The 13,264-nt window shown below is 73.4% G+C and carries 11 protein-coding genes and 2 riboswitches; of the genes, 8 read left to right on the forward strand and 3 right to left on the reverse strand.

The window, feature by feature from the left end:
• The first annotated feature begins 332 nt into the window (after positions 1-332).
• A riboswitch (SAM riboswitch) is annotated at positions 333-450 on the forward strand.
• A gap of 51 nt (positions 451-501) precedes the next feature.
• Entirely contained in the window at positions 502-1,881 is a 1,380-nt protein-coding gene (locus tag ACIRYZ_RS05340; RefSeq protein ID WP_402939821.1) for an aminotransferase class V-fold PLP-dependent enzyme, read from the forward strand.
• 3 nt (positions 1,882-1,884) lie between these two features.
• Here ACIRYZ_RS05340 and ACIRYZ_RS05345 read toward each other — a convergent pair whose 3' ends face one another.
• Complete coding sequence (locus ACIRYZ_RS05345) at positions 1,885-2,166, reverse strand: Lrp/AsnC ligand binding domain-containing protein (protein WP_030240061.1); 282 nt, start codon at positions 2,164-2,166, stop codon at positions 1,885-1,887.
• A 41-nt stretch (positions 2,167-2,207) separates the two neighbouring features.
• Positions 2,208-2,990 (reverse strand): rhomboid family intramembrane serine protease, encoded by a 783-nt coding sequence (locus ACIRYZ_RS05350; RefSeq protein WP_402939824.1) that lies wholly within the window; start codon positions 2,988-2,990, stop codon positions 2,208-2,210.
• Positions 2,991-3,192: 202 nt separating this feature from the next.
• On the opposite strand from ACIRYZ_RS05350, the gene ACIRYZ_RS05355 reads away from it, so the two are divergent.
• The 6 genes from ACIRYZ_RS05355 to ACIRYZ_RS05380 all read left to right on the forward strand — a co-directional run bounded on the left by ACIRYZ_RS05355 (position 3,193) and on the right by ACIRYZ_RS05380 (position 10,445).
• A complete protein-coding gene (locus ACIRYZ_RS05355) occupies positions 3,193-3,450 on the forward strand; it encodes a hypothetical protein (protein ID WP_387623486.1) in 258 nt (85 codons plus the stop codon).
• Between the two features lie 203 nt (positions 3,451-3,653).
• Positions 3,654-5,075, forward strand: coding sequence for an NYN domain-containing protein (locus ACIRYZ_RS05360; protein ID WP_402940533.1), 1,422 nt, complete (start codon positions 3,654-3,656; stop codon positions 5,073-5,075).
• 200 nt (positions 5,076-5,275) lie between these two features.
• Complete coding sequence (locus ACIRYZ_RS05365; RefSeq protein ID WP_402939827.1) at positions 5,276-6,313, forward strand: NlpC/P60 family protein; 1,038 nt, start codon at positions 5,276-5,278, stop codon at positions 6,311-6,313.
• Positions 6,314-6,650: 337 nt separating this feature from the next.
• Positions 6,651-6,804: riboswitch (cyclic di-AMP (ydaO/yuaA leader) on the forward strand.
• A gap of 10 nt (positions 6,805-6,814) precedes the next feature.
• On the forward strand, positions 6,815-7,972 hold the full coding sequence (locus ACIRYZ_RS05370) for an NlpC/P60 family protein (protein WP_402939829.1): 1,158 nt from the start codon (positions 6,815-6,817) through the stop codon (positions 7,970-7,972).
• A 227-nt stretch (positions 7,973-8,199) separates the two neighbouring features.
• On the forward strand, positions 8,200-9,246 hold the full coding sequence (locus ACIRYZ_RS05375; RefSeq protein ID WP_402939831.1) for an NlpC/P60 family protein: 1,047 nt from the start codon (positions 8,200-8,202) through the stop codon (positions 9,244-9,246).
• A gap of 38 nt (positions 9,247-9,284) precedes the next feature.
• Positions 9,285-10,445 (forward strand): hypothetical protein, encoded by a 1,161-nt coding sequence (locus tag ACIRYZ_RS05380; RefSeq protein WP_402939833.1) that lies wholly within the window; start codon positions 9,285-9,287, stop codon positions 10,443-10,445.
• Between the two features lie 33 nt (positions 10,446-10,478).
• On the opposite strand, the gene ACIRYZ_RS05385 is transcribed toward ACIRYZ_RS05380, so the two are convergent.
• Positions 10,479-11,834, reverse strand: coding sequence for a glycosyltransferase 87 family protein (locus ACIRYZ_RS05385; protein ID WP_402939836.1), 1,356 nt, complete (start codon positions 11,832-11,834; stop codon positions 10,479-10,481).
• 214 nt (positions 11,835-12,048) lie between these two features.
• Here ACIRYZ_RS05385 and ACIRYZ_RS05390 point away from each other — a divergent pair, with 214 nt between their 5' ends.
• Entirely contained in the window at positions 12,049-13,185 is a 1,137-nt protein-coding gene (locus tag ACIRYZ_RS05390) for a glycosyltransferase family 4 protein (protein ID WP_402939838.1), read from the forward strand.
• The last annotated feature ends 79 nt before the right edge of the window (positions 13,186-13,264 follow it).

The raw sequence follows: 13,264 nt of genomic DNA on the forward strand, positions 1-13,264 counted from the left end.
GCGCCGGAGTGACGAGCGTCGGCGCCGGGTTCGAGCGCCCCGGAGGCGAGCGGGCGAAGGCGGGGTACGAGCGCCGGAGTGACGAGCGTCGGCGCCGGGTTCGAGCGCCCCGGAGGCGAGCGGGCGAAGGCGAGGTACGAGCGCCGGAGTGACGAGCGTCGGCGCCGGGTTCGAGCGCCCCGGAGGCGAGCGGGCGAAGGCGGGGTACGAGCGCCGGAGTGACGAGCGTCGGCGCCGGATTGGAGTGCCCCGGAGGCGAGCGGGCGAGAACAGCGTCCGGATGGTGGATGCCTGTTTGACCACCCAGCGGGCCCGACCTAGAGTCTTGGCCAGGTCATGAGTGACAGCGTCAAGCCCCAGCTTGCTGTCCGGCAACCCTCCGTCCGTGGCGGGGTGCCCTGGGTGAGGACCGGGTCGCTCGGCAAGCCGTCCGTGCGACAAGCGCGGACGCCCGACGACTAGCACTCCCGGGGTCCCTCATCCCTGAAGGAGTGCATCCTCATGTCCCTCTCCACCGAAATCTGCGCGCCGCTCGCCGTCCTGGGCCACGACGTCCAGGTCCCGCTGGCCAGCGGCGAGAAGGTCGGCTACGCGGCGCTCGACTACGCCGCCAGCGCGCCGGCGCTCCAGCGGGTGTGGGACGACGTCGCCGCCTACGCGCCGTACTACGGCAGCGTGCACCGCGGCGCAGGGTACCTCTCCCAGCTCTCCACCGACCTGTTCGAGCAGAGCCGCCGGACCGTCGCCGAGTTCCTCGACCTGCGCGAGGGCGACCAGGTGGTCTTCACCCGCGCCACCACCGACTCGCTCAACCTGCTGGCCGCCGCCGTGCCGGCCGGCACCCGGGTGTTCGCCTTCGAGACCGAGCACCACGCCTCGCTACTGCCCTGGGCGCACGCCGGGCTGGAGGTCAGCTACCTGCGGGCGCCGCGCTCGCGGGCCGAGGCGGTGGCCGCACTGGACGCCGCACTGGCCGCGGCGCCCGAGGGCCCGAAGCTGCTGTGCGTCACCGGCGCCTCCAACGTGACCGGCGAGCTGTGGCCGGTCGCCGAGCTGACCGGGACCGCGCACCGGCACGGCGCCCGGGTGGTGCTGGACGCCGCCCAGCTGGCCCCGCACCACCGGGTCTCGGTGCGCGAGCTGGATGTCGACTGGATCGCCTTCTCCGGCCACAAGTTGTACGCGCCGTTCGGCGCCGGGGTGCTGGCCGGGCGCTCCGACTGGCTGGACGCGGCCCGGCCGTACCTGGCCGGTGGCGGGGCGACCCGGACGGTGGCGCGGGAGGTGGACGGCTCGGTGGCCGTCCAGTGGCACACCGGCCCGGCCCGGCACGAGGCCGGTTCGCCGAACGTCATCGGCGCCTACGCGATCGCGTCGGCCTGCCGGGTGCTGACCGAGGCCGGCTTCGACGCGCTGGAGGCCCGGGAGCGGCAGCTGGTCGAGCGGCTGACGGCGGGGCTGGCGGAGATCCCGCAGGTCAAGGTGCTGAACCTGTTCGGGGCGGGCTCGGCCCGGGTGGGCGTGCTGTCCTTCGTCGTGCAGGGCTGGAACAGCTCGCACTTCTCGGCCGCGCTGTCCGCCGAGTACGGCATCGGGGTGCGCGACGGGCTGTTCTGCGCGCACCCGCTGGTGCGCACCCTGCTCGGCGACGAGGACGTCCCCCCGTCCGAGTGCGGGGCGCCCGAGCCCTCGCTGCCGGGCGAGCGAAGCCTGAACGCGATCCGGGTGAGCTTCGGTGCCGGGACCCCGGACGAGCACGTCGAGCGCTTCCTGACCGCCGTCCGCGAGCTGGTCACGGACGGCGCGGCCTGGAACTACCGCAACGAGGGCGGCCGTTGTGTGGCGACTGTGCAGATCGACAGGGGGCGTCGCGAGGGCTGAGCCCTACTCGTCCAGGCCGAGGGCGAAGGCCGCTTCCAGGTCGTGCTGGGAGTAGGTGCGGAAGGCGATCTGGGTCTCGGTGTGGGCCACACCCGGGACCTTGTTGAGTCGGCCCGGGATGACCTCGGCCAGGTCGTCGTGGCGGCGCACCCGGACCATCGCCACCAGGTCGTAGCCGCCGGTCACCGAGTACACCTCGCTGACGCCCTCGATGGCAGCGATGGCCTCGGCGATCTCCGGGATGCGGTCGACACTGGTCTTGATCAGGACGATGGCGGTGATCACTGTTCGGGCTCCTTTGTGGGGTGCCGCCAGCGTATCGGGCCTCAGCGGGGGCGTCTCGGGGGGTGGCCGACGACGGTGCAGGCGTAGAGGAAGCCGGCCGAGAAGCCGATCACGTGGACCAGGTAGGCCACCCCGGGCCCGGCCGAGTGCAGCGACCACCACTGCAGGGCGAACCAGAGGCCGAGCACCAGCCAGGCCGGGAAGCGCAGCGGAAGGAAGAGGAGCAGCGGGACCAGGGTGGTCACCCGGGCACGCGGGTGGAAGCGCAGATAGGCGCCGAGCACCCCGGAGATCGCGCCGGAGGCGCCGATCAGGACCCGGGTGGCATCCGCCGAGTGCGCTTCGGCGAGGGCGAAGCCGTACGCGGCCAGGCTGCCGGCCGCCAGGTAGAAGAGGAGGAACCTGGGCCGGCCGAGCCGTCGTTCGACGGTGGGACCGAAGACATAGAGGAAGAGCAGGTTGCCCAGCAGGTGCAGCCAACCGGCGTGCAGGAAGAGGCCGGTGAGGGCGGACACCGCCGGGTGCTTGCCCGGGGTGGGGGCGGCCGGGCAGCCGGGGACGGGGTCGGGCGCCTCGGCGAGCTGTTCGGCGGTCAGCGGGTGTCCGGTCAGCAGTTCGACCGGGACGGCGCCCCAGCGCTGCTCGTACCTCTGCTCGGCGCAGAGCCGGGCCTGGCCCCGGCCGTACAGCGGGTTGAGCCCGGCGGCGGGGCCGAGCAGGAAGACCAGGGTGTTGACCGCGATCAGGGCGTAGGTGACCGCCCGGGCGGGCACCGCCGGGCGGCCGTCCCGCGCGTCGGTGTGGTCGGGGGCCGCGAGCGCCATGCGGCCAAGCATCCCTCCGGACGGCGCAGGTGACACGGCGGTTTACGGCAGGTGGACTAGCCCTCACTGTTCCGGGAACCGGTGGTCGTGACGGTTGCCTCAGGCAATAGGCTGGGGGCGGGCATTCCCGCCTCCCGCCGCCGACGCCGGGGCTCCGGGGGGAGCGCCTAGCCCACCCAGGGACCAGCCGAGAGGATCCCCGATGACTGTCCCCGCTCTGACCGCCGAGACGCGCTGGCGCTGCACGCTGTGCAGCAACCTCACCCGCTTCGACGTGACCCGCACCGCGCGGGTGACCGAGTTCCTGCACTTCGACCTGGCCGGCGAATCCAAGGTCGAGGAGACCGAGGTGCTCAGCGAGACGATCGAGTCGGTGCGCTGCCGCTGGTGCAACGCGGTGGACCAGGTCGAGCTGGTGGCCCGTCCCGGCGCCGAGGGCGCGGAGGCCCCCGCCGCGTAGGGCTGATCCCCGCCGGTGCGGCGGACGGTGCGCGACGCGCCCGTCCGCCGCACGGGACAATACAGACAAGACGCACGGAGCGTGACGACAGGGGCGGCCGCGGCCGCACCCGCTGGACCAGGATCGGAGCCGAGGACGTGGTGGACGCAGCGAAGGAGCCCACCGAAGCGCAGGGGCTTCAGCCCGCTGCGCCGGCACCGGAGCTGGGCGCCGAGACGGTCCCGTCGGAGACCCCTCTCACGGAGACCGCTGAGTCCGGTGACTCCGGTGACTCCGGTGACTCCGGTGATGCCGACGCCGCTTCGGAGCTTGCGGTCGAGAAGCTCGACCGGCCGCTGCCCGAGGGGGTGCGCCGGCGGGTGGTCGGGCTGGCCTCGGACGCGCTGGGCGGGCTGCCGCCCGCGGAGCTGCCGCAGAGCCTGCGTCAGTACGTCAAGTTCACCCCCGCGCGGCGCGCCAAGTACGCGGCCACCGCGCTGGCGGCGGCGCTGGAGTCCGAGCCGGCCTTCCGGGTGCGGATAGCGGAGCGGCTGCGGCTGGGCCAGCCGGATCTGGTGAAGGCGCTGGAGTCGGGCACCGTTCCCAGCGCCGCCGATCCGATGGACGTCGCAGCCGCCGCCTACCTGGTGCGTTCGGCCGGCTGGAGCCGGCTGGTCGCCGAGGCCGGCGAGGAGGCCGAGCGGGCGGGCGCCGAGGACGCGGCCGCGGAGGCCACCCGGCTGGTGGAGAAGCTGCAGGCCGAGCTGGCCGAGGTGCGGGCGGCCGCGCGGACCGACCTGGACCGGCAGCGCGCGGAGTTCGAGGGCGTCCGGCGGGAGGCCGAGTCGCTGCGCAAGAAGGTGCGCTCGCTGGAGAGCGACACCCGCCGGGCGCAGGCCGAGACCCGGCGGGTGACCGGGGAGCTGGAGGCCGCGAAGGCGCAGGCCGTGACCGAGCGCAGCGCGGCCGAGAGCGAGGCGCGGCGGCTGCGGCACCGGGTGTCCGAGCTGGAGAACGCCGCCGAGCAGGGTCGCCGTTCGGCCCGCGAGGGGCGCGGCGTCGAGGACATGCGGCTGCGGCTGCTGCTGGACACCGTGCTGCAGTCGGCGCAGGGGCTGCAGCGGGAGCTGGCGCTGCCGGTCTCCCAGATCCGCCCGGCGGACCTGGTGGAGGCGGTGGTGCCGGGGGCGGCCTCGCCGCACGACGTGGCCCGGCGCGGCCTGGCCGAGGACGATCCGGCGCTGCTGGACCAGCTGCTGGCGATCCCGCAGGTTCACCTGGTGGTGGACGGCTACAACGTGACTAAGACCGGCTATCCGACGCTGCCGTTGGAGCAGCAGCGGATCCGGCTGCTGGGCGGGCTGGCGATGCTGGCCCAGCGCACCCAGGCGGAGGTCACCTGTGTGTTCGACGGGCAGGACCTGGACGTTCCGGTGATCATGGCGCCACCGCGCGGGGTTCGGGTACGGTTCAGTCGGACCGGGGAGACCGCGGACGAGCTGATCCGTCGTCTGGTGCGGGCCGAGCCGCAGGGCCGTCCGGTGGTGGTGGTGTCCACCGACCGGGAGGTCGCGGAGGGCGTGCGGAAGGCGGGCGCGCGCCCGGTGGCCTCGGTGCTGCTGCTGAACCGGCTGGCCCGGCCCTGACCTCGGGTCGGACGGTGTGAAGTCCGGGCAGTGTCCGTTTTGCGAGGGTGTGCGGATCCCGTGAAGTCAGCGTGGGGGCCGGAGTTCACGCCTTCGGGGGAGTGGCAAAACGGATAGATCTTCACTAGGGTCTGGCGTCAAACCTATTTTCCGGAATCTCATCCGATCAGGTGAGTCCGATGGAAGAAGGAGCCGGTCCCTTGGCCTCCCACCGCCGTCCCAAGCAGCCGAGCCGCGCGCGGGTCTCCGTGCTCACCGCTGCCGCTGCGACCGCGGTCGCCCTCTCCGCCCAGGTGGGCGCGCACGCGGCGCCGCAGCCGAGCAAGGACGACGTCAAGGCGCAGATCGACCAGCTCCAGCAGGAGCAGGAGCAGGCGGCGGAGAAGTACAACGGCGCCAAGGAGCGGGCGGACCAGCTCCGCAAGCAGGCCGACCAGCTGCAGGACCAGGTGGCCCGCAGCCAGGACCAGATGACCCAGCTGCAGACGGGTCTGGCCGAGGTGGCGGGCGACCAGTACCGCACCGGCGGCATCGACCCGTCCGTCCAGCTGATGCTCTCCTCCGACCCGTCCGGCTACCTGGAGAAGGCCTCCAGCGTCCAGCAGGCCAGCGCCAGCCAGACCGAGGCGCTCAAGGGCCTGCTCGACCAGCAGCGCCGGCTGGACCAGGAGAAGGCCGAGGCCGCCGCCGTCCTGTCCTCGCTGGACTCCACCACCAAGGACCTGAACCAGGCGAAGTCGGACGTCAACCAGAAGCTGAAGGCCGCCCAGGACCTGCTGAACTCGCTCAGCGCCGCCGACCGCGCCGCGCTGAAGGCCCAGCAGCAGCAGGACGACCGCGCCTCGCGCGGCACCGCCCGGGTCGACCTCAGCAGCCTGCCGCCGGCCAGCGGCTACGCGGCCGTGGCCGTCGCCAAGGCGATGAGCAAGCAGGGCTCGCCGTACGTCTGGGGCGCCACCGGGTCGAGCACCTTCGACTGCTCGGGCCTGATGGTCTGGTCGTACGCCCAGGCCGGCGTCTCGCTGCCGCGCACCTCGCAGGAGCAGGGCGACGTCGGCACCCGGGTGCCCTCGCTGGACCAGGCCCAGCCGGGCGACCTGGTGATCTACGGCAGCGACCGGCACCACGTCGGGATGTACATCGGCAACGGCATGGTGGTCCACGCGCCGCACACCGGTGACGTGGTGAAGGTGATGAAGGCCGACGCGATGCCGATCAACACGATCCGCCGGGTCTGACGCCCCGACACGCCCGAAAGTCCGGGTTCCGGCCCTGTGATCCGCGCCACCCTCCTACCGGGGGTGGCGCTTCGGGCTTGTCTGTTCCGTGGTCGGCCGGCGGGACCCGATCAGCTTTGCGTGCGGTGGCGATCACCATCGGTCATTTTCACAAAAGAACACGGGCAATCTTCCGTCTTTTTTCTGACAAGGATTTGAACGGATCACGGTTCAGTTACTAGGGTCGTGCCCCGAACCACCGACTGTCGATCACCCAGCCTGGGTGGCGGCGGTGGTTACCGTCGAGTTCGCGAAACAGCGGGGCAGGTCGAAGCGACTGTCCGACAGGGGAGCCCAGTGGTCGGGGGTGCTGCGGAGCGGAGCCGGGGAACCACGTTCCTCCGGGGTGAATCGACGCCAGGTCGGCCGGTGGAACGGCCGTGAGGCGTCGTAGGGCATGCTTCCGGCCCGAACCCGTCAGCTCACCCGGTAGGCGGCCGTAGGAAGAAGGAGTCCGCCTTCGTGGCGTCCCATCGTCGTCCCAAGCCCGCCAGCCGCGCCCGTGTCTCGATCCTGACCGGTGTCGCCGCGGCAGCCGTCGCCCTCTCCGCGCAGTCCGGCGCGCACGCCGACCCGCAGCCGACCAAGGACCAGGTCAAGGAGCAGGTCGACCAGCTCAACGGGCAGGCCGAGCAGGCGACCGAGAAGTACAACGCCGCCCAGGAGAAGCAGCAGGCCCTGGAGAAGCAGGTCTCCGGCCTGCAGGACCAGGTGGCCCGGCAGCAGGCCCAGGTGACCGACATGCAGGGCGGGCTCGCCGAGATCGCCGGGGAGCAGTACCGCAACGGCGGCATATCCCCGACCGTCCAGCTGATGCTCTCCACCAGCCCGGACAACTTCCTCAACCAGGCCGGTGCGCTCAACCAGGCCGGTGACACCCAGAAGAACCAGCTGAAGCAGCTCCAGGAGGAGCAGCGCAAGCTCGACCAGGACCGCACCGAGGCCCAGGGCAAGCTCGCCGAGCTGGAGTCCACCACCCAGCAGCTGAAGACCTCCAAGGAGGAGGTCCAGAACAAGCTGAAGGCCGCGCAGGACCTGCTCAACACCCTGACCGAGCAGGAGCGCCAGGCGATCCGTCAGGCCGAGGAGAAGGCCGCGGCCGACGCCAAGGCCCAGGCCGACGCCGCCGCGAAGGCTGCCGCCCAGCAGCAGGCCGCCGCCGACCGTGCCTCGCGCGACAGCGGCCGCACCGACATCAGCTCGGGTTCGGGCTCCTCGGGTTCCGCCACCTCCTCCTCGCCGGTTGCCAAGCCGGTCGCCCCCGGCAGCTCGCACGGTGCCGCCGCGCTGGCCGCCGCCGCGAGCAAGGTCGGCAGCCCGTACGTGTGGGGTGCCACCGGCCCGGGCTCCTTCGACTGCTCCGGCCTGATGGTCTGGGCGTTCAACCAGGTCGGCGTGTCGCTGCCGCGCACCTCGCAGGAGCAGGCCGGCGCCGGCACCCGGATCGGCTCGGACATCTCCCAGGCCCAGCCCGGCGACCTGCTGATCTTCTTCAGCGACGCCCACCACGTCGGCATCTACGCGGGCAACGGCCAGGTGCTGCACGCGCCCAAGCCGGGCGCCTCGGTTCGCTACGAGGCGGTCTCCAACATGCCGCTGGCCTCCATCGTGCGGGTCTGATCCCCGCCCAGGCCGTTTCGGGCCCGGTCCTCCACCGCGGAGGGCCGGGCCTGCGGCTTTTCCGGCGGCTCGGGCGGATGTCCGATTAGGGGTCAAATATTCGGGTTGGGAGGGGTTTGGACTCGCTTGCCCGGACTCGCTAACGTCTGCCACCGGACTCCCGCTCGACGGCCGCCCATTGGGGCGCGGCCGCGGGGCCGCGCCGCAGGATTGGAGCCGCTGCCGCCATGTCCGTGCACCGTCGTTCCCAACTGCTCGCCCGTGCGCTGGTGCTGACCGCGGCCGCCACCACGGCCCTGAGTGTGACGGCCGGCGGCAGCGCCCAGGCCGCTCCCGGCGCACCGGGCACGCCCGACCTCAGAGACGTCAAGGCGCAGGTCGAGCAGCTGTACGACGAGGCCGAGCGGGCGTCCGAGAAGTGCAACGCCGCGCAGGAGGCGCAGAAGCGGCTCCAGAGCGAGACTGCGCTCCTGCAGGGCGAGGTCGCCGCCGGCCAGGACCAGCTCAACCAGCTGCGCGGGGACCTCGCGACCGTGGCCGGGGCGCAGTACCGCGGCGGCGGGATGACCCAGACCGCCCAGCTGATGCTCTCCAGTGACCCCGAGTCCTACCTCGCCCGCGCCCGCACCCTCGGGCAGGCCGCCGAGCGGCAGCGGGAGACGCTGCACGAGCTGGCCAGCCGTCAGCGCAGGCTCGACCAGCGCCGCACCGAGACCGCGGGCAAGCTCGCCGAACTGGACCAGGCCCGGCGCTCGCTGGCCGAGAACAAGCAGCAGATCCAGCAGCGGCTGGCCAAGGCCCAGAAGCTGCTCAACAGCCTGGGCGCGGCCGAGCGGGCCCGGATGCTCGTCCAGGACGCCAACGACGCCGAGCGGCGCGCCACCCGCGGCACCGACCGGCTGGACCTCGGCACCACCCCGGCCGCCTCCGAGCGCGGGGCAGCCGCGCTGGCCGCCGCGGTGCGGATGATCGGCTCGCCGTACGTCTACGGATCCACCGGGCCCCGCGCCTTCGACTGCTCCGGTCTGATGTACTACAGCTGGCGGCAGGCCGGAGTGACCCTGCCGCGCACCTCGCAGGCCCAGGCTTTCGCCGGGCAGCGGATCAGCCTCTCCGAAGCGCGGCCGGGAGACCTGGTGATCTTCTACCGGGACATGCACCACGTCGGGATGTACGCCGGCGGCGGGGTGATGGTGCACGCCCCCTACCCGGGAGCCAAGGTGCGGTACGAGAGCGTCAACGCGATGCCGGTCGCGGGAGTGGTCCGGCTCTGAGCACGACGACCTCCGACCCGGCCGACATACCCGGACGCGTGCTGTCCCGGCGCGCCGCACTGCTGCTGGCGGCCGGCGGGCTGACCCAGCTGTCGCTGCCCCCGGCCGCGCCGCCGGCCCCCGGGCGGCCGGCCGACCAGCGGGCAGAGGTGGCCGATCTGCTGGCGGCGCGGGCGCGCTCGCTGCCCGCCCGGTCCGGGCTCACGGGGGCCGAGGCGGTCTACCGCAACCTGGTGCTGTCGCCCGATCAGGGGTCGTCGGCGGCCGACGGGCCGGACCGGCTGACCGCCTCCGTCGAACTGGCGGTGCGGATCGCCGGCTACGACGAGTACCCGGTGGTGTACCCGCGCCGGATCGCGCTGGTCCGGGAGGCGGGTGGCTGGCGGGTCGAGCGGGAGGAGGCCGCGAGCGGGCCCCCGGCGCTGTGGGACCTCGGCCCCGCCCGTACCGCCCCCGGCGCGCACTGCCTGGTGCTCGGCCTGGCCGAGGGGCCGGACCCGGCCGGGCTGGTCGCGGTCGGGGACAAGGCGGTGCCGGCCGTCAGCGCGGTGTGGGGCGGCGCCTGGCCGGGCCGGCTACTGCTCGAACTGCCAGCCACCGAGACCCAGTTCGCCCGGCTGCTGGAAGCCGACCCGGCGGGCTGGACGGGCATGGCGGCGGTCACCGTGGCCGCCCCCGGAGCGCCCTGGCACACCCCGGCGGACCGGGTGGTGGTCAACCCCGAGGCGTTCGGGCGGCTCAGCGACTTCGGCCGGCAGGTGGTCGTCACCCACGAGGCCACCCACGTCGCGACCAGGGCCGACACCCGGGCCTGGACCCCGCTGTGGCTCTCCGAGGGCGTCGCCGACTGGACCGCCTACCGGGACTCCGGCCGCCGCCCCCAGCAGATCGCCCCCGAGCTGGCCCGGGACGTCGCGGCCGGCAAGCTGCCCACCGCGCTGCCCGCCGACGCGGACTTCACCGCCGGTGCCACCGGCATCGCCCAGGCCTACGAGCAGTCCTGGCTCGCCTGTGACCTGATCGCCCGTCGCTGGGGGACCGACCGGCTGGTCGCCTTCTACCGGGCGGTCGGCGCGGGCGACGGGCAGGGCGAGGAGCGGGAGCCCCGCATCGACCGGCTGCTGCGCGGTGAGCTGGGCGTCGGGCTGGCCGGGTTCACCGCGCTCTGGCTGGCCGAGGTCTCGTCCCTGAAGGCCTAGCCAGGACGGCCGGCGCCCGGCCGGGCCCAAGGATCAACGGCCGGCGGGGTGATCGATGCCGTCCAGCAGGTCCTGCTCGTACGCGATGCCCGGGCGGACCGGGTAGGAGGAGGCGGGCGGCAGCGCCGGGGCCTTGTCCAGCACCACGGTGGGCGGCAGGGCCGCCGCGGCGCGGGTGGAGCGCCAGAGCCGGATGCCGGAGAGCACGGCGGCGGTCAGCAGCAGCAGGTTGCGCAGGGTCAGTACGGTGATGGCCCAGGGGTCGCTGGCGAGGATCTGGGTGAACATGGTCGGGAACTCGACCAGCGTCAGCGGACAGGCGATCAGGATCAGCAGCGCCACCGGGCGCTGGCTGGTGCCCCGTACGGTCAGGCAGACCGCGGCGACGCCGATCAGCCAGACCAGGTACTGCGGGCTGATCACCCGGCTGGTCACCACGAAGACCAGCAGCGCGCACAGCGCGGCGTCGTACATGGTGGCCGCGTTGCGGCGGCGGGCGGTGAAGCGCCACAGGAGCAGCCAGAGGAAGCCGAGCACGGTGCCGGCCAACATCACCTTGCTGATCACGCCGACCCACGGCCCGAGCATCTCGGGGGAGCCGTAGTTCATGGTGACCTTGCCGTCCCAGGCCCCGGCGATCCGGGCGAAGTGCAGCGGCAGCGCGCCGACCGACTCGACCTCGATGCCGCGGTCCGCCTGGAAGGTCAGGAAGTCGAAGGCGCCGTTCATCCCGGCCGCGAGCACGAACCCCACCGAGACGGCGGTGGCCGCGGCCAGCGTCCAGGCGCGGCGGGTGCGGCGGCCGGAGGGGGTGCCGATCAGGCCGAGCAGCGGCCAGATCTTGACGATTCCGCCCAGGCCCAGCAGCAGCCCGCCGACCGCCGGGCGGCGGATCAGCGCCAGCAGGCCGGCCAGGGTGAGCGCGGTGACCAGGAGGTCGAAGCGGTTGTAGATCATCGGGCCGAGCAGCGGAACGGCGACCACCCACATCCAGGCGCCGGTCAGCGCCCGGCCCTTGCGCAGGCCGGTGCGGATCAGCAGCGCGGCCGCGGCGGCGTCGGCGATCCCGCAGATCACCCAGAAGGAGACCAGGTACGACCAGGGCAGCAGGCCCGGCAGCAGGATCACCAGGGCGGCGCCCGGCGGGTACTGCCAGGTCACGTCGTCGAACGGGAAGGTGCCGGTCTGCAGCACCCCGTACCAGGCGTGGTAGATCATCCAGACGTCGGCGGTGACGTCGCCGCCGGGCGCCTTCAGCACGCCGGTCATCAGCAGTATTAGCACGGTACGGGTGGCCACCCAGGTCGCCCCGAGGGCGGCGAGCGCCCCGAGCGGGCGGCCGAGGCGGCCGCGCGAAGAACCTGGCTCGGTGGCCGGGGCCAATTCCACTGCGCTCCCTCGTTCGTCTCGGACGTCCTCACCGGAGGCGTCGTACAGACGGACGCCCGGGCCGCGGTCCTCCACGGCCTAGGTACTAGGACTGACCCGGGGGTCAAACGGTTGCCGTGCGCGGATCCGTTCCCGACGGGTCATGGTGTTGACCTATCGTACGGATCACCCAGCGGTACACCGCGCACCCCCCGACCGAGCGAGCCGTGGCCTGATGCACAGAACCTTGATCGTCACCAATGACTTCCCGCCCCGCCCCGGGGGCATCCAGGCCTTCGTGCACAACATGGCTGTCCGTCAGCCCGCCGGGAGCGTCGTGGTGTACGCCTCGACCTGGCGGGACGGCAGCGAGGTGCGGCGGTTCGACGCCGAGCAGCCGTTCCCGGTGATCCGGGACCGTACGAAGGTGATGGTTCCCACACCCCGGGTCACCCGGCGGGCCGCCGAGATCCTGCGCGCCGAGAAGTGCGACTCGGTCTGGTTCGGCGCCGCCGCCCCGCTCGGCCTGATGGCGCCCACGCTGCGCCGTGCCGGGGCCGGGCGGCTGCTGGGCATGACCCACGGGCACGAGGCCGCCTGGGCCCACCTGCCGGTCTCCCGGCAGCTGCTGCGGCGGATCGGCGCCGGCGCCGACGTGCTCACCTATCTGGGCGAGTACACCCGCTCGCGGATCGCCGCCGCGGTCGGGCCGCAGGCCGCGGCCCGGATGGTGCAGCTGCCGCCGGGCGTGGACGAGACGACCTTCAACCCGGAGTCGGGCGGCGCCGAGGTGCGCAGCCGGCTGGGACTGGCGGACCGGCCGGTGGTGGTCTGCGTCTCCCGGCTGGTGCCGCGCAAGGGCCAGGACACCCTGATCGAGGCGATGCCGCAGATCCTCGCGGACGTGCCGGACGCGGTGCTGCTGATCGTCGGCGGCGGCCCGTACCGGGCGGACCTGGAGAAGCTGGCGGACGCCAAGGGCGTACGGGCCTCGGTGCGGTTCACCGGCTCGGTGCCGTGGGAGGAGCTGCCCGCCCACTTCGGGGCCGGGGACGTCTTCGCGATGCCCTGCCGGACCAGGCGCGGCGGGCTGGACGTGGAAGGCCTGGGCATCGTCTACCTGGAGGCGTCGGCGACCGGCCTGCCGGTGGTCGCGGGGGACTCCGGCGGTGCGCCCGACGCCGTGCTGGAGGGCGAGACCGGGTACGTGGTGCCGGGCGGCTCGGCCGCGGCGGCCGCGGAGCGGATCGTGCGGCTGCTGCGGGACGAGGAGCTGCGGCGGCAGATGGGCGAGGCCGGGCGGCGCTGGGTGGAGCGCTCCTGGCGCTGGGACCTGCTGGCCGGGCGGCTGACCTCGCTCCTGGCGGGCTAGTACGGGCAGACGCGGCGTGGGGGGGGGCGGCGCGGCGGCGCGGGGGGGGGGGGCCCCCCCCCCGGGGGGGGGAAGGGCG

Origin of the sequence: Kitasatospora sp. NPDC101155 (assembly GCF_044768305.1) — a bacterium.
Taxonomy (GTDB): domain Bacteria; phylum Actinomycetota; class Actinomycetes; order Streptomycetales; family Streptomycetaceae; genus Kitasatospora.

Excerpts from the sequence above, each read along its gene's own strand:
- ACIRYZ_RS05340 (WP_402939821.1), top strand. The coding sequence starts at position 502 with ATGTCCCTCTCCACCGAAATCTGCGCGCCGCTCGCCGTCCTGGGCCAC.
- ACIRYZ_RS05350 (WP_402939824.1), bottom strand. The coding sequence starts at position 2,990 with ATGGCGCTCGCGGCCCCCGACCACACCGACGCGCGGGACGGCCGCCCG.
- ACIRYZ_RS05355 (WP_387623486.1), top strand. The coding sequence starts at position 3,193 with ATGACTGTCCCCGCTCTGACCGCCGAGACGCGCTGGCGCTGCACGCTG.
- ACIRYZ_RS05375 (WP_402939831.1), top strand. The coding sequence starts at position 8,200 with ATGTCCGTGCACCGTCGTTCCCAACTGCTCGCCCGTGCGCTGGTGCTG.
- ACIRYZ_RS05390 (WP_402939838.1), top strand. The coding sequence starts at position 12,049 with ATGCACAGAACCTTGATCGTCACCAATGACTTCCCGCCCCGCCCCGGG.